The sequence below is a fragment of the Rouxiella sp. Mn2063 genome (assembly GCF_049319665.1).
Classification (GTDB): Bacteria; Pseudomonadota; Gammaproteobacteria; order Enterobacterales; family Enterobacteriaceae; genus JBMOUD01.
In genome coordinates this window covers 60,412-84,904 of the sequence record NZ_JBMOUD010000009.1, presented here as the reverse complement: position 1 = coordinate 84,904, position 24,493 = coordinate 60,412, and the positions used below count along the sequence as shown (strand labels likewise).

18 protein-coding genes and 6 tRNA genes are annotated in these 24,493 nt (G+C 47.4%); 3 read left to right on the top strand and 21 right to left on the bottom strand.

What is annotated here, in order from left to right:
* Positions 1-9: 9 nt before the first annotated feature.
* On the bottom strand, positions 10-2,592 hold the full coding sequence (gene leuS / locus ACL9RG_RS14415; protein ID WP_422793309.1) for a leucine--tRNA ligase: 2,583 nt from the start codon (positions 2,590-2,592) through the stop codon (positions 10-12).
* Positions 2,593-2,915: 323 nt separating this feature from the next.
* On the opposite strand from leuS, the gene ACL9RG_RS14410 reads away from it, so the two are divergent.
* On the top strand, positions 2,916-3,470 hold the full coding sequence (locus ACL9RG_RS14410) for a zinc ribbon-containing protein (RefSeq protein ID WP_422793422.1): 555 nt from the start codon (positions 2,916-2,918) through the stop codon (positions 3,468-3,470).
* A 106-nt stretch (positions 3,471-3,576) separates the two neighbouring features.
* Here ACL9RG_RS14410 and ACL9RG_RS14405 read toward each other — a convergent pair whose 3' ends face one another.
* The 9 genes from ACL9RG_RS14405 to miaB form a co-directional block, all read right to left on the bottom strand.
* The gene (locus ACL9RG_RS14405) at positions 3,577-4,302 is read right to left on the bottom strand and encodes an amino acid ABC transporter ATP-binding protein (RefSeq protein WP_422793308.1); all 726 of its coding nucleotides are present in this window, start codon (positions 4,300-4,302) and stop codon (positions 3,577-3,579) included.
* A complete protein-coding gene (gene gltK / locus ACL9RG_RS14400) occupies positions 4,299-4,976 on the bottom strand; it encodes a glutamate/aspartate ABC transporter permease GltK (RefSeq protein ID WP_422793307.1) in 678 nt (225 codons plus the stop codon). The genes ACL9RG_RS14405 and gltK overlap by 4 nt, the downstream gene beginning before the upstream one ends.
* Before the next feature lie 3 nt (positions 4,977-4,979).
* A complete protein-coding gene (locus ACL9RG_RS14395) occupies positions 4,980-5,720 on the bottom strand; it encodes an amino acid ABC transporter permease (RefSeq protein WP_422793306.1) in 741 nt (246 codons plus the stop codon).
* 302 nt (positions 5,721-6,022) lie between these two features.
* Positions 6,023-6,919, bottom strand: a complete 897-nt coding sequence (locus ACL9RG_RS14390) for an amino acid ABC transporter substrate-binding protein (RefSeq protein WP_422793305.1) — start codon at positions 6,917-6,919, stop codon at positions 6,023-6,025.
* A gap of 500 nt (positions 6,920-7,419) precedes the next feature.
* Complete coding sequence (gene lnt / locus ACL9RG_RS14385) at positions 7,420-8,952, bottom strand: apolipoprotein N-acyltransferase (protein ID WP_422793304.1); 1,533 nt, start codon at positions 8,950-8,952, stop codon at positions 7,420-7,422.
* A 7-nt stretch (positions 8,953-8,959) separates the two neighbouring features.
* On the bottom strand, positions 8,960-9,838 hold the full coding sequence (gene corC, locus ACL9RG_RS14380) for a CNNM family magnesium/cobalt transport protein CorC (protein WP_422793303.1): 879 nt from the start codon (positions 9,836-9,838) through the stop codon (positions 8,960-8,962).
* Positions 9,839-9,964: 126 nt separating this feature from the next.
* On the bottom strand, positions 9,965-10,450 hold the full coding sequence (ybeY, locus tag ACL9RG_RS14375; RefSeq protein WP_422793302.1) for an rRNA maturation RNase YbeY: 486 nt from the start codon (positions 10,448-10,450) through the stop codon (positions 9,965-9,967).
* Positions 10,447-11,535, bottom strand: coding sequence for a PhoH family protein (locus ACL9RG_RS14370; protein ID WP_422793301.1), 1,089 nt, complete (start codon positions 11,533-11,535; stop codon positions 10,447-10,449). The genes ybeY and ACL9RG_RS14370 overlap by 4 nt, the downstream gene beginning before the upstream one ends.
* A gap of 265 nt (positions 11,536-11,800) precedes the next feature.
* Positions 11,801-13,225, bottom strand: a complete 1,425-nt coding sequence (gene miaB / locus ACL9RG_RS14365; protein ID WP_422793300.1) for a tRNA (N6-isopentenyl adenosine(37)-C2)-methylthiotransferase MiaB — start codon at positions 13,223-13,225, stop codon at positions 11,801-11,803.
* Positions 13,226-13,436: 211 nt separating this feature from the next.
* Here miaB and ubiF point away from each other — a divergent pair, with 211 nt between their 5' ends.
* Positions 13,437-14,621 carry a 3-demethoxyubiquinol 3-hydroxylase gene (gene ubiF / locus ACL9RG_RS14360; protein WP_422793299.1) on the top strand — a complete coding sequence of 395 codons (1,185 nt, stop codon included), beginning with the start codon at positions 13,437-13,439 and terminating at the stop codon, positions 14,619-14,621.
* 159 nt (positions 14,622-14,780) lie between these two features.
* On the opposite strand, the gene ACL9RG_RS14355 is transcribed toward ubiF, so the two are convergent.
* The 11 genes from ACL9RG_RS14355 to nagB form a co-directional block, all read right to left on the bottom strand.
* Positions 14,781-14,855 (bottom strand) — tRNA-Gln (locus ACL9RG_RS14355).
* Positions 14,856-14,869: 14 nt separating this feature from the next.
* Positions 14,870-14,946 (bottom strand) — tRNA-Met (locus tag ACL9RG_RS14350).
* 82 nt (positions 14,947-15,028) lie between these two features.
* Positions 15,029-15,103 (bottom strand) — tRNA-Gln (locus ACL9RG_RS14345).
* Positions 15,104-15,137: 34 nt separating this feature from the next.
* Positions 15,138-15,212, bottom strand: a tRNA-Gln gene (locus ACL9RG_RS14340).
* A gap of 21 nt (positions 15,213-15,233) precedes the next feature.
* Positions 15,234-15,318 (bottom strand) — tRNA-Leu (locus ACL9RG_RS14335).
* Positions 15,319-15,336: 18 nt separating this feature from the next.
* Positions 15,337-15,413: transfer RNA gene (locus tag ACL9RG_RS14330), tRNA-Met, on the bottom strand.
* A gap of 249 nt (positions 15,414-15,662) precedes the next feature.
* Positions 15,663-17,324, bottom strand: coding sequence for an asparagine synthase B (gene asnB, locus ACL9RG_RS14325; RefSeq protein WP_422793298.1), 1,662 nt, complete (start codon positions 17,322-17,324; stop codon positions 15,663-15,665).
* A gap of 667 nt (positions 17,325-17,991) precedes the next feature.
* Positions 17,992-18,744, bottom strand: coding sequence for an HAD-IIA family hydrolase (locus ACL9RG_RS14320; RefSeq protein ID WP_422793297.1), 753 nt, complete (start codon positions 18,742-18,744; stop codon positions 17,992-17,994).
* 41 nt (positions 18,745-18,785) lie between these two features.
* The gene (gene nagC, locus ACL9RG_RS14315) at positions 18,786-20,006 is read right to left on the bottom strand and encodes a DNA-binding transcriptional regulator NagC (RefSeq protein WP_422793296.1); all 1,221 of its coding nucleotides are present in this window, start codon (positions 20,004-20,006) and stop codon (positions 18,786-18,788) included.
* 19 nt (positions 20,007-20,025) lie between these two features.
* Positions 20,026-21,165 (bottom strand): N-acetylglucosamine-6-phosphate deacetylase, encoded by a 1,140-nt coding sequence (nagA, locus tag ACL9RG_RS14310; protein WP_422793295.1) that lies wholly within the window; start codon positions 21,163-21,165, stop codon positions 20,026-20,028.
* A 27-nt stretch (positions 21,166-21,192) separates the two neighbouring features.
* Positions 21,193-21,993: a glucosamine-6-phosphate deaminase gene (gene nagB / locus ACL9RG_RS14305; RefSeq protein ID WP_422793294.1), complete on the bottom strand. Its 801-nt coding sequence runs from the start codon at positions 21,991-21,993 to the stop codon at positions 21,193-21,195.
* 345 nt (positions 21,994-22,338) lie between these two features.
* Here nagB and nagE point away from each other — a divergent pair, with 345 nt between their 5' ends.
* Complete coding sequence (gene nagE / locus ACL9RG_RS14300) at positions 22,339-24,378, top strand: N-acetylglucosamine-specific PTS transporter subunit IIBC (RefSeq protein WP_422793293.1); 2,040 nt, start codon at positions 22,339-22,341, stop codon at positions 24,376-24,378.
* The last annotated feature ends 115 nt before the right edge of the window (positions 24,379-24,493 follow it).

The window sequence follows — 24,493 nt, the reverse complement described above, 5'->3', positions numbered from 1 at the left end:
CTCCTTGACTCAACCTACTACCAGGTTAAGCAGTTTGCCCGGAACATAGATTACTTTGCGAACAGTAACCCCATCCAGATATTTGGCGACCATATGTTCCTGTGCCGCGAGTTCACGCACTTGCTCTTCGGTAGCATCTGCATCAACGGTAATTTTAGCGCGAACTTTACCGTTTACTTGCACAACGACCAATTTAGACTCTTCAACCATCGCTTTTTCGTCAGCTTGTGGCCAAGGTGCTGTGTCTACATCGCCTTCGCCGCCCAGCGTATTCCACAGGCTGAAGCAAACGTGCGGCGTAAACGGATAAAGCATACGAACAACCGCCAGCAAGGCTTCTTGCAACAGCGCACGATCCTGTTCGGAGTCTTGTGGTGCGCGGCCCAGTTTGTTCATTAACTCCATCACGGCAGCAATTGCGGTGTTGAAGGTCTGACGACGTCCAATATCATCGGTAACTTTAGCGATGGTTTTGTGCAGGTCGCGGCGCAGGTCTTTCTGGGCATTGTCCAGAGAAGCAATATCCAGGGCAGAAACTGCGCCTTTTTGACTGTGCTCAAAGACCAGTTTCCAGACACGTTTCAGGAAGCGGTTCGCCCCTTCAACGCCAGATTCTTGCCATTCCAGCGTCATTTCTGCCGGTGAAGCAAACATCATGAACAGACGAACGGTATCTGCGCCGTATTTTTCTACCATAACCTGCGGGTCGATGCCGTTGTTTTTCGACTTGGACATCTTGCTCATGCCGGCGTAAACCAGTTCACGACCTTGTGGATCGGTGGCTTTAACGATACGGCCTTTCTCGTCACGCTCAACGGTGGCATCGACTGGTGATACCCACACGCGCTCGCCGCTGTTACCGGTGTAATAGAATGCATCAGCCAACACCATGCCTTGACACAGCAGACGCTTAGCGGGTTCATCGGAGTTAACCAGGCCAGCATCACGCATCAGCTTATGGAAGAAGCGGAAATACATCAGGTGCATGATCGCGTGTTCAATACCACCAACATATTGATCGACCGGCAGCCAGTAGTTCGCTGCGGCTGGGTCCAACATACCTTGATCGTATTGTGGGCAGGTATAACGTGCGTAGTACCAAGACGATTCCATGAAGGTATCGAAAGTATCGGTTTCACGCAGGCCAGGAACGCCGTTTACCGTAGTTTTTGCCCACTCTGGATCTGCTTTGATTGGGCTGGTAATGCCATCCATTACCACATCTTCCGGCAAAATAACCGGCAGTTGGTCTTCTGGTGTTGGTACAACTGTACCATCTTCCAGCGTGACCATTGGGATTGGTGCACCCCAGTAACGCTGACGGGAAACGCCCCAGTCACGCAGACGATAGTTAACTTTGCGCTCGCCAACGCCCATGCTAACCAGCTTATCAGCAATAGCATTGAAACCTTGTTCGTGCGCCAGGCCGCTGAATTCACCAGAATTGAACAGGGTGCCTTTTTCAGTCATCGCCTGCTCAGACAAGTCTGGCTCATTGCCTTCGCTGTCCAGCACAACTGCTTTGATTGGCAGGTTATATTTGGTCGCGAATTCCCAGTCACGCAGGTCGTGTCCTGGAACCGCCATCACAGCGCCTGTGCCGTATTCCATCAATACAAAGTTCGCTACCCAGATCGCGACTTTTTCGCCGGTCAGTGGATGTATTGCATAAGTCCCGGTTGCAACACCTTTTTTCTCCATGGTTGCCATTTCTGCTTCGGCAACTTTGGTATTGCGGCACTCTTCAATGAAATCAGCCAGCTCTGGGTTCGTTTTTGCCGCTTGCAGCGACAGAGGGTGACCCGCAGCGACCGCGACATAGGTCGCGCCCATGAAGGTATCTGGACGCGTGGTATAAACGGTCAGTTTCTCCGCGCTATTTTCAACGTCGAACGTAATTTCAACGCCTTCAGAGCGACCAATCCAGTTGCGCTGCATGGTTTTAACCTGCTCAGGCCAGCTTTCCAGCGTGTCGAGGTCATTAAGCAACTGATCGGCATAAGCGGTAATTTTAATAAACCACTGTGGAATCTCTTTACGTTCTACTTTGGTATCACAACGCCAGCAGCAGCCTTCGATAACTTGTTCGTTAGCTAATACGGTTTGGTCGTGTGGACACCAGTTCACCGCTGATGTCTTCTTATAAACCAGACCTTTTTCGTACAGTTTGGTGAAGAACCATTGTTCCCAGCGATAGTATTCTGGCTGGCAGGTCGCTAATTCACGATCCCAGTCGTAGCCGAAGCCCAGCAATTTAAGCTGGTTCTTCATATATTCAATGTTTTCGTAGGTCCAAGGTGCTGGGGCAGTATTGTTTTTGACCGCAGCGCCTTCCGCCGGTAGACCGAATGCATCCCAACCGATAGGTTGCAGAACGTTCTTACCGAGCATGCGTTGATAACGGGAAATAACGTCGCCGATAGTGTAGTTACGAACATGGCCCATATGTAGGCGACCCGATGGGTAAGGCAGCATAGAGAGGCAATAATACTTCTCCTTGCCAGGCTGTTCGGTAACTTTGAAGGTTTGCTTCTCTTGCCAGTGAAGTTGAACCTGTGACTCTATGTCTTCTGGGCGATATTGCTCTTGCATGGCGGAAGGTAGTCCTGTGAGTGAAAATGGCTACGCTTGTAGCTCGGTTTCCGTTAATCAAAAATCGTTAATCAAAAGTCTGTAATAAAAACTTTTCATAAAAAAGATCCGCATAGCATAGCTGATAAGCGGTAAGGGCAACAACACCAAGCGACGGGTTAACGGTCATTTACTCTTTTATTTTGAGGGATCTTCCTATTCTGACTGGCAGATAACGGTATTGTCCAAAACATGCTGCCATTTTAGGTCTACGCTAAAGGTGAGGAGTGTGCGTCGAACATCAACCCCGTGGTTTGGAAGCCCATATTGATTGAGGGAAAATGATGAGTGTGAAAACTGAGAATTATCGCAAGCTGATGGCGTCATTAACTGAACGCTTGCGCGGCGGTGAACGTGATATTGATGTGTTAGTCCATGAGGCTAAAAGTCACCTACAAGAAGAAAACCAACTGACGCAGAGTGAAATTGCTCAGTTGACTCATGCCGCCCGCCGGGATCTTCGTGAGTTTGCACGTATATATGATCTTAGCCATGCTAAACCCCGGCATCAGGTGCAAACGGATGAAGCTCCAGCTGCATCAGTAAAACCTGCAACACCACATCAGGACGATGGGTCGGACAGCATATTTTTACGGGTTATCAAAGAAAGCCTGTGGCAGCAGTTGGCAGATATTACAGATAAAACCCAATTGGAATGGAAAGAGGTGCTCAAGGATGTCAGCCATCACGGTGTTTATCATAGCGGTGAAGTGGTTGGGTTAGGCAATATGGTGTGTGAAAAATGTCATTTTCAACTGGCTATTTATACGCCAGAAGTCCTGACTAAGTGCCCTGAATGCGGTAACGATGCGTTTTCACGACAGGCGTTTGAGCCATAATAACGAGTCATTAATCTGTAAAAATAGCGCCTGAAGATGTTATTCAGGCGCTCTGGTTTTTTAGACGCTCTAGTTTTTCAGACCATCACGATTAATCGACGTAAGATTAATGCAGGATTTTGGCCAGGAAGTCGCGAGCACGCTCTGATTCAGGGTTGTTGAAGAAATCGTCTTTATTACGATCCTCAACAATTTTTCCTTCATCCATAAAGATGACTCGGTTAGCGACTTTACGTGCGAAGCCCATTTCATGAGTTACCACCATCATGGTCATGCCTTCGTTAGCCAGTTCAACCATGACGTCTAGTACTTCGTTAATCATTTCTGGGTCCAACGCTGAAGTTGGCTCATCAAACAACATGGCGATAGGGTCCATGCACAGCGCACGGGCAATCGCTACACGCTGTTGTTGGCCACCGGAAAGCTGTCCTGGGAACTTGTTGGCGTGAGCGGCTAAGCCAACGCGCTCCAGCAGTTTCAACCCTTTCTCTTTAGCGGCTGCTTTATCGCGTTTAAGAACCTTAACCTGTGCCAGCGTCAGGTTGTCGACGATCGACAGGTGTGGGAACAGTTCAAAGTGTTGGAATACCATCCCGACTTTGGAACGCAGTTGCGCCAGATTGGTCTTCTTATCATTGACTGCAATACCGTTAACTTCAATTCCGCCTTTCTGAATGGGCTCTAAGCCATTGACGGTTTTGATCAGTGTTGATTTGCCTGAGCCGGAAGGCCCGCACACCACCACAACTTCACCTTTCTTAACTTCAGTGCTGCAATCGGTCAGCACCTGGAAGTGACCATACCATTTAGAGACATTTTTCAGTGAAATCATGAAACGGTCCTTTTCTTCAAATAACTCACCAGCAAGGAGGCTGAAAGGCTGATGACAAAATAAACAAAACCGGCAAACAGGATCATTTCTACCTGAGTACCGTCACGTTCGCCGATGTTGGTTGCCGTGCGGAAGAAGTCCGCCAGACTTAACACGTAAACCAGCGACGTATCCTGGAATAATACGATTGCTTGCGTCAGCAGTAAGGGAACCATGGCGCGGAACGCTTGCGGCAAAATAATCAATTTCATTGATTGCCAGTGCGTCATACCTAGCGCGAGTGCAGCAGAGGATTGCCCACGAGCGATACTTTGGATACCGGCGCGGATAATCTCTGAATAGTAGGCCGCTTCAAACATAGCGAAGGCCACCATTGCCGACAATAAACGGATATCAGTTTTTGGTGATACGCCCAATACCTTCTGCAAAAAGCCTGGTACAACAAGATAGAACCAGAGCAATACCATGACTAAAGGAACGGCACGGAACAGGTTGACGTAAATCTTGGCAAACCAGCTAATCGGCTTGAATGAGGATAGGCGCATGACCGCCAATATGGTTCCCCACAAAATGCCGAAGACGATAGCAATCAGCGTAATTTTAAGGGTGATTAGCATTCCGTCCAGCAAAAAGGGCAGGCTGGGGCCAATGGAACTCCAGTCAAATTGATACATTAATTATTTACTCCCCATATTGCCTGGCAGGCGGATTTTACGCTCAACCTGCTGCATGATCAGCATAATCACACCGTTTATCAGCACATACGCTAAGGTAATTGCCGCAAAAGATTCATAGGCATGGGCCGAGTAATCTAACAACTTGCCGGCCTGTGCGGCCATGTCGACCAAACCGATAGTGGATGCAATCGCCGAGTTTTTTACCAGGTTCAGCATTTCGGAAGTGATTGGGGGAACAATCACGCGAAAGGCGTTAGGCAACAGAACATAACGATAAGTTTGTGGCAAGGTTAGCCCAACAGCCAACCCCGCAGCACGTTGCCCACGCGGTAATGATTGAATAGCAGCACGTACTTGTTCACATACGCGAGCAGCGGTAAACAGGCCTAAGCAAACCATGGATGACAAGAAAAACTGTACATTTGGATTCAGGTCGGCTTTAAACCACATGCCGATTTTTTCAGGCAATAGCTCAGGGACGACCAGATACCAGATGAAGAATTGCACGATCAGCGGAACATTACGGAATAACTCGACGTAACAGGTTCCGAGAGCGGAAAGAAAGCGATTCGGCACGGTGCGTAATATGCCAAATAGCGATCCGACAAAGAAGGCGATTACCCAAGCGCAGAGAGATAGACCCACGGTGACTTGAAAACCAGACCAAATCCACCCTAAATAAGTGGTATTTCCAAACGGGGCTTGTTGTAAGAAGATGCCCCAGTTCCAATCTATTGACATAACCAACTCCGTTTACTGGGCAATAAATTACCCTATAGATGATGACGTTACCTGTAGTGAGAAGGTGGGTGTCGCTAAAATAATACGGGGAAGTGAATTTTCTCCCCCGTATTTACCCTCAGTACTTCAAATTGCAGGAGGTTTGATTACCTGCATCCTGAAATTCGTTGGGTATGCTAGACCATCATCACCAGACAGACTGACCTGTCCTTATTCTGATTTTTGGTGCAATAGTGCGAACATTTTCGAGCCAGTTCTCACTATACAAAGCCATTGCAAACTACAGACAGAGCTATTACAAACTACAGAGCTTTGTCGTTCGGTGCGGTAAACAATGCTTTCATATCGTCAGACAATTCGAAGTTCAGGTTAAGGTTTTTCGGTGGAATAGGTTGTTTGAACCAGGTATCAAACCATTTCGCAGCTTCGCCAGAGGTTTCGATATTTGCAATAGTTTCGTCCACCAGTTTTTTGAACTGAGGATCGTCATTGCGCATCATACAACCGTAAGCTTCTTTAGACTGTGGTGTGCCTACAATAACCCAGTCATCAGGTTGTTTAGCTTTAGCACGTTCGCCAGCCAACAATGCATCATCCATCATGAAGGCAACAGCGCGGCCTGTTTCAAGAGTACGGAAGGAGTCGCTGTGATCCTTAGCACTGATAATGCGCATGTTCATTTTTTTCTCATCATTCATCTTGTTCAGCAGAATTTCAGAGGTAGTACCTGAAGTGACAACGACGGTTTTACCTTTCAAATCGTCAAAGTCTTTAATGTCAGACCCTTTTTTCACCAGTAAACGGGTACCGATGACAAAGATGGTATCTGAGAACGCGGCTTGTTTTTGGCGCTCAAGGTTGTTGGTGGTAGAGCCGCACTCAAAATCGTAAGTGCCGTTTTGCAACAGAGGGATACGGTTTTGTGAGGTTACAGGCAGAAGTTTTACCTGCAGATTTGGCGCATCTAACTTTTTCTTAACGGCAGCAACAATGGCATTAGAGAAGTCTTGAGAATAGCCAACCGGTTTTTGCTCATTATTGTAATAAGAAAAAGGTACGGAAGACTCGCGGTGACCGACGACGATAACGCCATTGTCTTTGATCTTTTTCAGAGTACCGCTCAGGTCTTCCGCATGGGCTAGGCTACTTACTGCCACGCTGGCCAGCAGTACCGATAACGCCAATTTGCGCATTTGCATGGTCTAACTCCTTTGCTGTTTATTTGCTATTAGGTTGTATTTTTCGATGCTGATACGTAGCAACAGTCATTAAGTTAATTGTTGCAAAGAGGATCGTTTCAGACATCTTGTGAAAATTGTTATCACACTCTTACAAAAAGATAACTGAGTGCAACTGGAATGTATTATTTATATTTCTTTTTTGAGACTAATGCCGCACCAAATAAATGCATGATAACTAGGTTGCACTATTTTGGTGACTATAAATTAATCATAATGTTCCAAAATGATACATTGGGTCATTAAAGATATATAAATAAGATACTTTTCAATGAGATGTTGCAATATGTGTGCCAGAAGGGCGCTTTAGAGGCTAAATAGCAAATAATCGGTTTTATTCGACAATTACAGTGTGACAGGAGTGATGCATATTGGTGCAGAAAAACGTGGGGGTACTGCAAAAGGAAAAGGCGCCGGGGCGCCCTTAAGTAGATGTTTTAACTGGGTGTTTTAATTACATCTTATTGACGTTTACGCCGGTTCAATAAGAACGCAGCAACGGCAAGTACAAGGCTGGCTATCCATACTGGCCATTCACCCAAACGAGCATAAGGCGTAATACCTTGTGTCGGCGTCACTTTTACATCGAGTACCTGGCGGGTAAATTGCGGGATCTCGGCGATGATATTGCCATCGGCATCAACGGCAGCGGTAACACCATTATTAGTGCTACGCAGCAATGGTCTGCCGAGTTCTAACGCGCGCATGCGTGCCATCTGGAAATGCTGCCACGGACCAATCGAGTGACCAAACCAAGCGTCATTCGAAACAGTAAGTAGGAAATCAGTATTCGGATGGAAGTTCTCGCGAACTTGCTCACCGAGCACAATTTCATAGCAAATAGCGGTCGTCAGATTGATATTGCCAACTTTTAGCTGCGGCTGGATATAGTTTCCACGGCTGAAAGAGGACATTGGCAAGTCGAAGAATGGTGCCAGTGGTCTAAGTAGGTCAGCCAAAGGAACAAATTCGCCGAAAGGTACCAGGTGATGTTTGTCATAACGGTCAGTATCGCGATAGCGATAAGGCTGTTTTTCACCGAGCACGATCACACTGTTGTAGGTATGTGAACCTTGCTCATCACGCTGGAAATCAACAATGCCGGTAACCAAATGCGAATTATGCGAGCGCATCAGGTCATCCATCATGGTAAGAAAACCCTGTTGGTCGGATTCGATATCTGGAATCGCTGATTCAGGCCATATTACGATATCAGCCTTGCCCATGTATGGCCGGGTTTCATCCAAATAAGCCTGCAATGTGCTGATCAGCGCTTTAGGATCCCACTTCATTGACTGTGGGATATTGCCCTGAACCATCGCGATATTGACCGTTTTATCCGGCAATGGCGTAAACCATTGAATCTGGCGCAGGGGCCAAGGCAGCAGCAACATCGCCAAAGCAACAACCGCAGGAGTTTTGCGACGTTGATGCAATGCATAGACGAGCAGGCCACTGAGTGACATTAAGATAAAGGTAATACTGTCGACACCGACCAAGGGTGCCAAGCCTTTCAACGGGCCGTTAATCTGGCTATAACCAAATTGTAACCATGGGAAGCCAGTGAGCACCCAGCCACGCAGAAACTCGGTCACTTGCCATAATGCTGGCGCAGCCAACGCGAGTCGCCACCATGTGGTTTTTGGCCACAGTTTGCTGAGTAATCCAGCGAATAGCATGGTGTAAAGCGACAGGTAAGCGGCCAGCAGCACGACGAGGAAGATGTTAACGGCTGTTGGCATACCGCCAAAGGTCGCAATACTGACATAGACCCAGTTTACGCCGCTGCCAAATAATCCCATTCCCCATACGAAACCGAGCAGGGCGGATTGCCCTGGACGACGATCGAGTGTGACAGCCAACAAACCAAACAATGAAACAATGGCGGCTGGCCAAAAGTCATAAGGGGAAAATGATAAGGTGCCGCAGGCACCAAATAGCAGCGCCAGAAGAGCACGAACCCGCTGGCGGGAATAGAGTGAGGCTAGGGCCATGAAAAATTTATTCTTCCAGTGTCGGTTGCGGCGCGTTGTCAGGTATTTTGACATGAACCTGGATAATACGGCGGCTGTCTGCCATCGCAACTTTGAATAGGTAACCGTCTATTTCGATACTTTCACCACGTGCAGGCAAATGACCAAAGGACTGCATCACCAATCCGCCGATCGTATCGACTTCATCATCGCTAAAGTTGGTTTGGAAGGTTTTATTAAAATCTTCGATTGGGGCCAACGCGCGAACGGTGTAAGCATGGCGGCTTAACTGACGGATATCGAGATCTTCTTCATCATCGTACTCGTCTTCAATTTCGCCAACGATTAGCTCCAGTATGTCTTCGATGGTGACCAGACCAGAAACGCCACCGAATTCATCGACGACAATCGCCATATGATAGCGTTGTGAGCGGAATTCTTTGAGCATACGGTCAACACGCTTGCTCTCTGGGACTACCACCGCAGTTCTCAACACTTTATCAATGCTGAAAGGCTCTGATTGCGATTGCATAAATGGCAGCAGATCTTTTGCCATCAATATGCCTTCAATATGGTCCTTGTCCTCGCTGATTACCGGGAAGCGGGAGTGAGCAGAGCCAATAATTACATCGAGGCACTCTTCCAGCGGCTGATTACGTTTAAGCGTAATCATTTGCGAACGAGGGATCATGATATCGCGAACGCGCTGCTCGGCAATATCCATCACGCCTTCCAGCATGTCTCGGGTATCTGGGTCGATTAGGTCGTTTTGCTCTGAATCACGGATCAATTCAACCAAGTCACCACGGTTTTTAGGCTCACCATGGAACAACTGGTTGAGAATGAGAGAAAAGAAGCCCTTTTTCGGACTGGGGGTATCGCTATTTTGTGGATGGTCGTCGCTCATGGCGGTCTGGTTTTTTTTACTCTTATTAAGGGATCGGTGATTAGCATAAACCGAAAGCGCTGATAATAGGGAGGAATAATTCTCCTCCCTGCTTTAAAAACGCGATCTGTTGTGTTTCAACTAATCTCAGTGGTCGTCGTCACTTGAGTCTTCAATAAAGATATAAGGGTCGGCATAGCCAAGCTCTTGCATTATTTCAGTCTCAATCGACTCCATTTCTTCAGCTTCTTCATCGATAATGTGGTCATACCCTAGCAAATGCAAGCTACCGTGAATAACCATGTGCGCCCAATGTGCCAGTAATGGCTTTTTTTGCTCAACGGCTTCACGTTCAACCACTTGGCGGCAGATAATCAAATCACCCAGCAGTGGCAGTTCCATTCCCGGAGGTGCTTCAAAGGGGAACGAGAGAACATTGGTCGATTTATCTTTACCGCGGTAAGTATGGTTTAGCGTTTGGCTTTCGGCCTCGTCAACGATACGTACGGTGACTTCTGCCTCTTCCTGGAATTTTGGCAGTACGGCTTCTAACCACAAACGGAAGTCCTGCTCCGTTGGTAACCCGCTGGTTTCTTCACTGGCGAGCTGTAAATCTAGGATAACCTGACTCATTGATTACTCTGTGTTGGCGAATGTTGTGAATTCGCGTGCTGTGATTCTTGCTTACGCTGTTCAGCGATAGCATCTTTACGTTTTTGGTCTTGTTCTTCCCATGCCTCATAGGCCACGACGATACGTGCCACGACGGGGTGACGCACCACATCTTCACTATGGAAGAAGTTAAAGCTCAGCTCCTCAACAGAGGAGAGCACTTCAATAGCGTGGCGTAGGCCGGACTTTTGGTGACGTGGCAAGTCAATTTGTGTGACATCACCGGTGATGACTGCCTTCGAGTTAAAGCCAATACGTGTCAGGAACATTTTCATCTGCTCAATCGAAGTATTTTGACTCTCATCGAGGATGATAAAAGCATCATTGAGCGTGCGACCGCGCATATAAGCCAGCGGCGCCACTTCAATGACGTTACGTTCAATCAGCTTTTCTACCTTCTCGAAACCGAGCATTTCAAACAATGCGTCATATAACGGACGGAGATAAGGGTCAACCTTCTGGCTGAGATCGCCTGGCAGGAAACCAAGCTTTTCGCCGGCTTCAACCGCGGGGCGAGTTAGCAGAATGCGGCGTACTTCTTGACGCTCTAATGCATCGACCGCGGCGGCAACGGCCAGATAAGTTTTACCTGTACCAGCAGGGCCAATGCCAAAGGTAATATCATGGTCAAGTATATTGGCGATGTACTGAGCTTGATTCGGTGTGCGGGGTTTTATCATGCCACGTTTGGTTTTGATAATAACCGCTTTGCCGTAATCAGGCACACTCTCTGCCGTTTGTTCCAATACCCGGCTCTCTTTGATTGCCAGATGAATTTTTTCTGGGTCGATATCCTGTGTCTCACCATGCATTGGTGCGGTATCGACGTATAAATCGCGAAGAATATCGGCTGCGGCAGACACGCACAGGCTTTTGCCTACCAGTTTAAAGGCGTTATCACGACGGTTGATCTCGATGCCTAACCGGCGCTCCAGTTGTTTGATATTGTCGTCAAACGGCCCACATAGACTCAGCAGGCGCTGATTGTCTTCGGGCTCCAGCAAAATCTCTTGTGTTACAACGTTCAAACTATTCCTCTGGGCCACTCTGGACCTGTTGATGTGCTTGATATTTTTCCGTGTATTTCATGACAAAATGATGACACCGCATAAGGATAATCATATATCGGCTTGGCGAAAACGTCCTGCTACAGCGCATTTGATGTCTACTTTCTGCAAAGATATGCGGCCTATCTCGTAAAATTAAAGCTTAAGCGGCATGAGAACAAAAATAAATTTTGCTGAGGCTTGGCTGCTATGTAATGAAACAGGGCGCCGCAGCGCCCTGTCTGAGAAATGAAATTGCGGTGAATTATGGCTGGTAGATAGCAACGCCAATTTCATTTTCTTTACGCGTACGAGCCATGATCGCTTGTGGAGACTCATGTAAACGTAAGGCCATTTGTTCTTCGGTACGAATGACAACGCCGCGCAGAGAATTAGTGTAAACATCGGTTATTTCGACATCGACAAATTTCCCGATCATATCCGGTGTGCCTTCAAAGTTGACCACACGGTTATTTTCAGTGCGTCCGCTTAGTTCCATAATACTTTTGCGCGATGTTCCTTCAACCAGCACACGCTGTACGGTACCGAGCATGGCGCGACTAAAGCGTACTGATTGTTGTAAAAGACGCTCTTGTAACAGATACAGGCGCTGTTTTTTCTCTTCGTCGCTGACATCATCGACCATATCGGCCGCCGGTGTTCCCGGACGCGGTGAGTAGATGAAGCTGTAGCTCACATCGTAATTAACATCAGCAACCAGCTTCATGGTCAATTCGAAATCTTCCTGGGTTTCTCCTGGGAAGCCGACAATAAAATCACCGCTGATATTGATATTTGGGCGCACGGCACGCAGTTTGCGGATAATCGCTTTGTACTCTAATGCGGTATGTGGGCGTTTCATCATCGTCAGAACGCGGTCTGAGCCACTTTGAATCGGCAAATGCAAGAAATCGACCAGCTCTGGCGTATCACGATAAACGTCAATGATATCATCAGTAAATTCAATTGGATGGCTGGTGGTGAAGCGAATTCTGTCAATGCCATCAATGGTGGCGACCAGACGTAACAGTTCAGCGAAACTGCAAATGCTGCCGTCGAAATTCGAACCTCGATAGGCATTCACGTTCTGCCCGAGCAGATTCACTTCACGTACGCCTTGCGCTGCTAATTGAGCGATTTCAAATAATACGTCATCGCTCGGTCGGCTGACTTCTTCACCACGGGTGTAAGGGACGACGCAGAAGCTACAGTATTTATTACAGCCTTCCATAATCGAAACAAAAGCGGTCGGGCCATCGGCTCGCGGCTCTGGCAGACGGTCGAATTTCTCAATTTCTGGGAAGCTGACATCGACGATAGGGCTTTTAGTGCCGCGTACGTGATTAATCATTTCGGGCAGGCGATGCAATGTTTGCGGGCCAAACACCAGATCAACGTAGTGAGCACGTTCGCGAATTAATTCGCCTTCCTGAGAGGCAACACAGCCACCTACGCCGATGATGATATCTGGGTTTTTGCGTTTTAGCAGCTTCCAGTGTCCTAGCAGACTGAACACTTTTTCCTGGGCCTTCTCACGAATAGAGCAGGTGTTGAGCAGCAGTACATCAGCTTCTTCAGGATTATCAGTTAATTTATATCCGTGGGTGCTATCGAGCAGATCGGCCATTTTTGATGAATCATATTCATTCATCTGACAGCCCCAGGTTTTAATATGCAGTTTCTTAGTCATTATTTTCTATGGCTCAATTCGTTAGAAAAGCGGCTAACGATGCCCAGTCAAAACGGGATAAACACGTGGGAAGCTGGGCGACGCAGTTCAGTGTGGCTATTGTAATCGTTCAGTGCGGCGGTGACTAGCAGCGGGAAATTGCTTGCGACCTGAAGAGAACGCAAAAATCCGGTACACTTCGCTAAAATCGACATGAAAAAAGAAGAAATAAATGAACCCTTCAGATAACGCTTTTGATGCTGTCGTTGTCGGCGGCGGCATGGTTGGTGCGGCAGCAGCGCTTGGTCTAGCGCTACGTGGTTTTAATGTGGCAATGATCGAGCATGAAGCCCCCGCGGTTTTTGATGCCGAGTCTGCCGCTGATTTACGTATTTCCGCGATTGGTTGTGCCTCGGTACGTTTATTAAAACAACTCGGTGCCTGGCAGGGCGTTGAGCAAATGCGGTCAACGCCTTATCGCCGATTGGAAACGTGGGAAAAGCCCGGATCGGAAGTGATCTTTGATGCGGCGGCGCTTGGCTTGCCCGAACTTGGGCATATGGTTGAAAACCGCGTATTACAATTAGCGTTGTGGCAGCAAGTTGAGCAGCAAGATAAGATACATTGTTATTGCCCGTCACGTTTACAGCATCTATCGAAGCGGGACGATGATAGCTGGTCAGTACAATTGACAACAGGCGAGCAACTGCAAACCAGGCTGGTTATTGCCGCTGACGGCGCCAATTCTTTGGTTCGCCAGCTTTCTGGTATTGGTGTTGATGGCTGGCAGTATCGCCAGAGCTGTATGTTGATTTCGGTTGAAACTGAGGTCGGCGGTCAAGATGCCACCTGGCAACAGTTTTTCCCATCTGGACCTCGCGCTTTCTTACCATTATTCGGTAACAACGCCTCGCTCGTTTGGTATGACAGTCCACAGCGTATTCGCTACTTACAGTCACTTAATATGAAGCAGCTGACTCAGGAGGTGACTCAGGCTTTCCCTGCGCGTCTTGGGGCAATTAAAGCGCTATCCGCGGGAGCTTTCCCCTTAGTGCGCCGTCATGCTCAACGTTATGTCTTGCCGGGGCTGGTTTTGGTTGGCGATGCTGCACATACCATAAATCCGCTGGCTGGGCAGGGCGTTAATCTGGGCTATCGAGATATTGAGGCGCTATTAGATGTACTAACGCAATCACGCGATCGCCAAGAAACGTGGTGGAGCGAAAAAGTACTACAACGCTACCAGCGTCGTCGCCGTCTGGACAATATGATGATGCAGAGCGGAATGGATCTCTTCTATACCGCGTTCAGTAACGATTTGGCACCGGTACGGGCCTTGCGTAATGTGGCGCTCATGGCAGCGCAGCGGGCTGGCGGTCTCAAAGTAAAGGCGCTGAAGTACGCATTAGGTATATAAGAGATTAAGTAAACAGGTCGGAACGCTTCTGGCCTGTTTACATGCCTCATAGCATTTTGGGGATGAGTCAGTCAGTAGGAAAGATAGGGGATTGATAGCAACAAAAAGTATTTAAAACAGTAAATAGAAAAGGCTCGCCGAAGCGAGCCTTTCTAAATTTGGCTGGGGTGCCAGGATTCGAACCTGGGTATGCTGGTATCAGAAACCAGAGCCTTACCGCTTGGCGACACCCCAATTGTACTGAATTATGGTGGCTACGACGGGATTTGAACCTGTGACCCCATCATTATGAGTGATGTGCTCTAACCAGCTGAGCTACGTAGCCAAATTCTTACTTGTTTTGTTCGCTATTGCAAGTTTCTCTCAATCTACCGTCAGTAGATTTGCTTGCTATACCAAGGCGAAGATGGCTGGGGTACCTGGATTCGAACCAGGGGATGCTGGTATCAAAAACCAGTGCCTTACCGCTTGGCGATACCCCAATAAATTAGATTGTTCACAACACTTTAAAAAATATGGCTGGGGTACCAGGATTCGAACCTGGGAATGCTGGTATCAAAAACCAGTGCCTTACCGCTTGGCGATACCCCATCCGTGCAAGCCGAGATTAAATGGTGCGGGAGGCGAGACTTGAACTCGCACACCTTGCGGCGCTAGAACCTAAATCTAGTGCGTCTACCAATTTCGCCACTCCCGCAAACAGAAAAAAAAGTTATGGTGGCTACGACGGGATTTGAACCTGTGACCCCATCATTATGAGTGATGTGCTCTAACCAGCTGAGCTACGTAGCCTCTTTTTTTTCGCTCGACCTTCTCGGCGTTGCGGGGCGCATTATGCGTATACCGTCGTTTTGCGTCAACAAGTTTTTTGAGGAAAAAGCGCAGATAACGTTTGTTTGACTGGCTTATAACCACTGTGATGATAAAAACAACAAAATAGGGCGTTTTTATCACGTTAGGACGAAAAAAAACGGGCCTGGATAGGCCCGTTGATTCATAAAACATTGTCAGTTCATAAAACAATGTCGATAACGCTGATGATTAATAAGCTGCTTGGTGAACGCCAACAGCACGCCCAGATGGGTCGTTCATGGTTTTAAAGGACTCATCCCACTCAATTGCTTTGGCAGAAGAACAGGCAACTGAAGGGCCGCCTGGTACACATTCTGCTGCGCTTGGTACTGGGAACAGCTCTTCAAAGATGGTGCGATACAAATAACCTTCTTTAGAAGTTGGTGTATTGTACGGGAAGCGGAAATGCGCAGTTTCAAGCTGTTGGTCGGTAATTTGCGCCGCGGCCACTTCTTTTAATGTATCAATCCAGCTGTAACCTACGCCGTCAGAGAATTGCTCTTTTTGGCGCCACGCCACGCTTTTCGGCAAGTAGGATTCAAAACATTCACGCAGAATGTGTTTTTCCATTTTGCCGTTGCCGCACATTTTGTCTTTCGGGTTAAGGCGCATTGCTACATCAAGGAATTTTTTATCCAGGAAAGGTACACGAGCCTCAACACCCCAAGCTGACATTGCTTTGTTAGCACGAGCACAGTCAAACATATGCAGAGCTAACAGCTTACGTACAGTCTCTTCGTGGAATTCCTGTGCGTTTGGTGCTTTGTGGAAGTACAGGTAACCGCCCAATACTTCGTCGGCACCTTCGCCAGACAACACCATCTTGATACCCATCGCTTTGATTTTACGTGACATCAGATACATTGGTGTTGATGCACGAATCGTGGTCACGTCGTAGGTTTCAATGTGATAAATCACGTCACGGATAGCATCGAGACCTTCTTGTACGGTGAAGTGAATTTCATGGTGCACAGTACCAAGGTGGTCAGCAACTTCCTGAGCAGCACGTAAATCAGGCGATCCTTGTAAACCAACGGCAAATGAGTGCAACTGCGGCCACCAAGCTTCGCTTTGATCTTTATCTTCAATACGGCGACCGGCATATTTTTTGGTAATCGCTGAAATAACAGAAGAATCCAGGCCGCCAGACAGCAGTACGCCGTAAGGAACATCAGACATCAGATGGCTTTTAACTGACTCTTCTAATGCGTCGCGTAGAGCAGCTGCATCGGTGACGTTATCTTTGACGTTTTTAAAATCGAACCAGTCGCGATGATAGTATTCGCGGATCTCACCATCTTTGCTCCACAAGTAGCTGCCCGCAGGGAACTCTTTCACGGTACGGCACACTGGCACTAATGATTTCATCTCTGAGGCGACGTACAGGTTACCGTGTTCATCATGGCCCATATACAGAGGAATAATCCCTAAATGGTCACGACCAATCAGGTAGGCATCTTTTTCTGTGTCATACAGAATGAAGGCAAACATCCCTTGTAGTTCATCAAGGAACTCAATGCCTTTTTCCTGATAAAGCGCGAGGATCACTTCACAGTCAGAGGCAGTTTGGAATGTGTAACGATCGCCAAGCTCTTCACGCAGGGCTTGGTGGTTATAGATTTCACCGTTTACCGCCAGAACATGGGTTTGTGCTTCGTTATACAGCGGCTGTGCACCTGCATTAACACCGACAATAGACAAGCGTTCGTGGCAAAGAATGGCTTTGTCATTAGCAAAAATGCCAGACCAGTCTGGGCCACGGTGGCGCATCAGACGTGATAGCTCAAGGGCTTTTTTACGCAATTCAACCGCGTCGGTTTTAATATCAAGTACACCAAAAATAGAACACATATAACTCTCCCTAACGACTTTTCTCAGGCGGTAATGTTGTTGTGATGACGAGATAGGCAGTCAGCTTTGAAGGATTATCATTTTTATCCGACAGCTTTTTCTCTCTGCTAAAGAAAATGCGTCATAACCTCTATTCAATGCAAGCATTTTAGCCTTTAGAAGAAAAATAGTCTGTTGACTCACTCCGATCTTTAACGAATCACCAGTTTTTTATCATTAAAATTATCAAATATGCAATTTTGGCGATAATGGTAAAGATTGAGACAAAATAAGCCGCAGAAAATTGTTGAAGTGGTAAATGAGATAATTGAGCTCGGCAACCAGGCTGTGTTAATGATTACGAGGCTCGGGCATCGCGGGATGGGGGAATAATATGAAGTATTTTGATCTAGCCGTTGATCTTAAATCCCGCGACCTTCAATAGCGCATCTTATTGGCCAAGCGAGCGAATGAGACCAGAGTAAATTGACCTGGGATGGTCGATTTAGGTTGGGCCGAGTAGGGAGCTCCGTCTGGCCGAAGTAGATAATATGAGAAGTCGCATCGCGACCCGATAAGCTAAGCGCAGGTGCGTCCTTATAAACATACAGTGCAGGGACTTTCGGCGAAAGCCCCTGCCGAACTGGCGTAAATCCTATGCCAGATCAGCTTGAGTCTTAGATAACGTCTAAATAATATCGATGTCAGCAACAGAAGGATAAATATAACTAGGGCGGAACGGCATCGCTTCGACATCATCCAGATTGGAAACACCTGATAGTACCAAGATGGTTTCCAAACCCGCCTGAAAACCGGCCAGAATATCGGTACGCAGGTTATCACCGACAATTACCGTCTCTTCTGAGTGACCCTGCATTTTGTTCAGTGCTGAGCGAATGATCCACGGACTTGGCTTACCGACGAAGAAGGGCTTACGTCCGGTGATTTTTTCGATTGGTGCGCAAAGTGCACCACAGGCAGGGGAGAACCCGCGGGCGTGGCTATCTGGGTTAGTCGCGATAAATCGTGCGCCATTAGCCACAAAATAAGCCGCTTTGTGCATCATTTCCCAGTTGTATGAACGGGTTTCGCCAACGATAACAAAGTCAGGATTGATATCGGTGATGGTAAAGCCTGCTTTATACAGTTCATGAATTAACGCGCCTTCGCCGATGACATAGGCTTTCTTACCTTCCTGGCGCTTAAGAAAATCTGCTGTTGCCATCGCCGAGGTGAAGAAGGCGCTTTCCGGCACATCAAGACCCGCTGCGCTAAAGCGATTTGCCAAGTCTTGTGCGGTTTGCGAAGGGTAATTGGTCAGAATGACCAGTGGCATACCCTTTTCCTGAATGCGGGCTAAAAATTTATCAGCGCCAGGCACGGCGGTATTATCGTGCAATAGCACACCATCGATATCGCAGATTACGTTTTTAATCATCATCAGTTCGGTTACTCGTTATAGTAAGGCTGCCCATCAGGCGCTTAGTTTTCCATCAGTCGCTGCAATAGCACGCCGTTTAACATAGCGCGTTTTACCAAAGCAAATGCGCCAATTGCTGAACGATGATTAAGTTCTGATGTGACAATAGGTAAGTTGCGGCGAAAATCTTTGAGGACCTGAGTATTAATACAGCGCTGCAGTGCTGGTAATAATATTTTTTCAGCTTCGGTAATCTCACCGGCTATCACAACTTTCTGCGGGTTAAACAGGTTGATGGTAATCGCAATGCTTTTACCTAAATGCCGGCCAACGTATTCAATAACTTCACAGGCGAGTTGATCGCCACGGTTGGCGGCTTTACAAATAGCTGAAATCGAGCAGTCATCGACGCTCAAACGGCTTGGATAACCCTGCGTGAGCAGGCTGCGCACACGATTTTCAATCGCGGCATTAGCGGCGATTGTTTCTAAACAGCCAAAATTTCCGCAGTGGCACAACTCACCTAGCGGATCGACCTGAATATGGCCGATTTCACCTACGTTACCGTTGCTGCCGAGGAATATTTTGCCGTTAACTAAGATTCCTGCGCCGGTCCCGCGGTGCAAACGAACCAAAATAGAGTCCTGACAATCACGGGTTGCACCGAAATAGTGCTCAGCCAGCGCCAGGCTGCGGATATCGTGACCGACAAAACTGGTGACATTGAATTTGGTTTGCAGGATCTCGACTAATTTCCAGTTACCAACGCTAATATGCGGCATGTAACGCACGATGCCGTTATTTGGGTCAACCAACCCTGGTAAAATTACAGAGATAGCAATCAGTTCACGCAGTTTGCGCTGATTCTGTTCGATAAAGTCGGTAATAGCTGCAATCAACGCGCTTTCCAGCGTTTCTTGGGTGCGTTGTGGCAAGGGATAATGTTGTTCCGCTAGCGCTTTGGCACTGAGATCATAGAGCGTGATCGTCGCATCGTGGCGACCAAGGCGGACAGCAATGGTATGAAAAGGGCGAGTTTCGGTAATAATCGAGATTGCGCGTCTACCGCCAGTCGAGGCTTGTTGATCGACTTCTTTTATTAAGCCTCGTTCGAGTAATTGACGGGTGATTTTAGTGACACTGGCAGGTGCAAGATGGCTTAGTTCTGCAACTTGAATGCGTGATATAGGCCCTTGTTGGTCAATCAGGCTATAAACGGCCGCCCCGTTTAACTGCTTAACTAAGTCAACGTTACCGATTTGTGCCTGCCCGCCAGTGGTCATCAATAAATTACTCGCTCAATTAAACTTCGTCACCATTAACGATAGTTTTCGTTATCTTATAGTCATGGGTGAAAGCCGTCAGATTAGCGACTTTACCAGCGGTGATGGTACCTAATGTGCTATCAACGCCGATGGCGCGTGCGGCGTATAAAGTCGCCATACGCAATGCCTCATCCAGAGGTATTCCTACATGTTCAACGCTGTTTTGTACCGCTTCGATCATGGTTAATGCTGAACCACTCAACGTACCGGCATCATCTACACAGAGTCCATCCCGATAGTATATTGTTTTACCGGCAAAAATGAACTCTTCAATATTTGAACCTGCCGCGGCAGTTGCATCAGTGACAAGAACTAACTTGTCGCCTTTGAGTTTTTTAGCGTTACGAATATTCGCCCATGCAACGTGCAGCCCGTCGGCAATGACGCCAGTATAAACATCCGGAGTGTCAAAAATAGCGCCAACTAAACCAGCCTGACGACCAGTAATAGCTGGCATGGCGTTGTAAAGGTGGGTGGCAAAGCTTACGCCGGCGGCAAAGCCATCGCGGGCTTGCTCGTAGCTGGCATTGGAGTGGCCTGCTGATACGACAATCCCGGCGGCACACAATTGGCGGATAAATTTATCCTCAACCTCTTCTGGTGCCAGCGTTAGTTGCGTTATTACATCAGCATTCGCACACAAATAATCAATCATTGCAGCATCTGGTTTACGCACAAAGGCTGGGTTGTGTGTGCCTTTTTTCAATATATTAAGATAAGGCCCTTCTAAATGCAGACCCAATGCTTGATTAGGATATTTGGCTAAATAGCTGCGCATGACGTTAACGCCGTGCTTCATGTATTCATCGCTACAGGTAATTAACGTTGGTAAGAAACTGGTACAACCGTATTTTTCATTGGTTTTTTGCATGATCTCCAGTGTTTCGATAGAGATAGCTTCCAATGAGTCGTTAAACTGTACACCGCCGCAGCCGTTGAGCTGAAGATCGATAAAGCCGGGGGCAAGGATGGCGCCTTTAAGATCTCGAGTTTCTATCCCTGCCGGTAATTCGTTTAAAGGACAAACGCGCTCAATTTTGCCATCGGCAATAATAACCGCGTGATTATCCAGAACGTCGTGGCCGGTAAAGATCCGACCCTGAATCAATGCATACATCTTGGCCCCCTAGTGTAAGGTTACAGATTAAAGATTTTTCATATTTTCTGTTTCTAACTCACGGAAATACTTAACAGTTTTTACTTTAAGTTCCATGGTAGATGGTTCATCACAAACAACAACCGCTTTGGCGTGCAATTGCAGACAGCTAATTGTCCACATATGGTTAATATTGCCTTCTACTGCGGCAGCCAGCGCCTGTGCTTTGGCATGGCCTGTGACCAGAATCATTACTTCTTCTGCATCGAGCAGTGTGCCGACACCGACGGTCAGTGCATATTTTGGCACTTGTGTAACATCGTTATCAAAGAAACGTGAATTAGCGATACGGGTTTCTTGAGTCAACGTTTTGATACGAGTACGTGATGCCAAAGAAGATGCCGGTTCGTTAAAGGCAATATGGCCATCGTTGCCAACGCCGCCCATAAACAGGTTAATTTTCCCGTAAGACTTAATTTTCTCTTCGTATTGACGACACTCTTCTGTAATGTCCGGCGCGTTTCCATTCAGTAGGTTGATGTTTTCACGCGGAATATCGACATGGTCAAAGAAATTACGATGCATAAAAGTATGGTAGCTTTCTGGGTGTTCCTGCGGCAGACCAACATATTCATCCATATTGAAGGTTACCACATTTTTGAAACTAACTTGGCCTGATTTGTGCATGGCAACCAAGTGTTTGTAAGCTTCAAGAGGCGTCCCGCCGGTAGGTAGACCGAGAACAAAAGGGCGTTCTTTAGTTGGTTTAAACGCGTTGATACGTTCAACAATATGACGTGCAGCCCATTTGCCAACTTCAACGGTAGTATTTAGGGGGATAAGTCTCATGGCATACCTCTTAAATTGTTGGAAATTGAATATACTGTCTTGTGTATAGTCCAGTGCTAAGCGTAAACCAGCATTGAGGTTTAGATTAAGGCACAATGCCGTCTAGATTTTTTTAATAATAAAATAAGTTTGGAGTGATGACTAGCTAAAAGGGTTGTTAAACACGATTTTTGGTGATAAATATCACAAAAAATGAGGTTTTAATTTGCGAGGCGAAATAATTTTTTTACACTTCGCAACGACAACCAGCACCACAAGCTGTGAATGAGTTTGGATTGGTAAAATAACGGCAATAAACATACTAATTAAATTACTTGGTGATTCGTCTCGGGGCGAATGGGGGAAGTGAAAATGCTCAGTTATTTGCAAAAGATAGGCCGGGCCTTGATGGTGCCGGTTGCAACACTACCGGCAGCAGCAATCTTAATGGGGGTTGGGTACTGGATTGACCCGACTGGCTGGGGTAGCAGCAACGCATTAGCCGCGCTGTTTATTAAATCCGGTTCGGCAATTATCGATAACATGTCGGTATTGTTTGCTATCGGTGTAGCTTACGGCATGTCGAAAGACAAAGACGGTGCCGCAGCGCTGACCGGCTTTGTTGGGTTTCTGGTATTAACCACGCTGTGTTCGCCAGCTGCCGTGGCAATGATTCAGAAAATCCCTGTTGACCAGGTTCCTGCCGCTTTCGGTAAGATTAACAACCAGTTCGTTGGTATCCTGACCGGTATTATCTCTGCTGAACTCTATAACCGCTTCAGTAAGGTTGAATTGCCAAAAGCGCTGTCGTTCTTTAGCGGCCGCCGTTTGGTACCGATTCTGACCTCTTTTGTGATGATCGTCATTGCCTTCGTGATGATGTACGTCTGGCCGGTTATCTTCAACGGTCTGGTTTCTTTCGGTGAATATATTCAGCAAATGGGCTCTGTTGGCGCAGGTATTTATGCGTTCTTCAACCGCTTGCTTATCCCTGTTGGCCTGCACCATGCATTGAACTCAGTATTCTGGTTTGATGTGGCTGGCATTAATGACATTCCTAACTTCCTCGGCGGCCAAGAATCTATCAACGCAGGCAAAGCTGTTGTTGGTATCACCGGTCGTTACCAAGCTGGCTTCTTCCCGGTTATGATGTTTGGTTTGCCAGGTGCAGCATTGGCTATTTATCAATGTGCTCGCCCGGAAAACCGCGCCAAAGTCGGCAGTATCATGTTGGCGGCAGCCTTTGCTTCCTTCTTTACTGGTATCACCGAACCGTTGGAATTCTCCTTCATGTTCGTTGCACCAGTCCTGTACTTTATCCATGCGCTTCTGACCGGTTTGTCAGTGTTTATTGCTGCCAGCATGCATTGGATTGCGGGCTTTGGTTTCAGCGCCGGTTTAGTCGACCTCGTGTTATCTACGCGTAACCCGTTAGCAACTCACTGGTATATGTTGATCCCACAGGGCATCGTATTCTTCGTGATTTACTATGTGGTGTTCCGTTTCACTATCACTAAATTCAACCTGATGACCCCAGGGCGTGAATTGGCAGTTGCTGGTGATGAAACCGATGGTTATGACGTTGATGTACAACCCTCTAATGGCAACAAAGAAGATGAAACTGTCCAATTAGCACGTCGTTATATCGGCTCAATTGGCGGTTCTGAAAACCTGACTGGGATTGATGCTTGTATTACCCGGTTACGTCTGAATGTGAAAGACTCTGCCTTGGTGAATGATGCTTTGGCTAAACGCTTGGGCGCATCAGGTGTGATTCGCTTGAATAAACAGAGTGTACAAATCATCGTCGGAACTCGTGCTGAGATTATTGCCGGTGCAATGCGTACCGCGATGACTGCGGGTCCGATTCCGGCAGCGAGCAGCAACGCGGCTGCAGCGGTTCCAGATGCAAAACCACAGGCGGTACCAAATAGCCCGAAAACCGTACTAGAAACTTTGGTTTCTCCAGTAACGGGAGATGTCGTAGATTTGGCGGCTGTTCCGGATGAAGCCTTTGCGAGCAAAGCCGTAGGCGATGGCCTTGCTATCCGCCCAACCGATAAAACGGTGGTGTCACCGGCCAGCGGTACCGTGGTTAAAATCTTCAACACCAATCATGCTTTCTGTCTGGAAACGGATTCAGGTGCCGAAGTGGTCGTACACATGGGGATCGACACTGTGGCACTCAACGGACAAGGCTTCACTCGTCTGGTTGAAGAGGGCGCAGTGGTAACGGCTGGACAACCGATTTTGGAACTGGATCTGGAATATCTCAACGCCAATGCGCGTTCGATGATTAGCCCAGTGGTGGTTAGCAACATTGAAGACTATTCTGGCCTGACTATTCTTGCCAGCGGTTCTGTCGTTGCCGGGCAAACTCAGTTGTTCGAGATTCAAAGCAAATAAGCTTTATCTTGCCTGATAGCGTTTAATTTTGAAAATAACGGCGGGAAGAGAGCAATCTCTTCCCGTTTTTTTTAATTATCGTTTACTGATTTCACGCAAACGCCATTTTCTATCA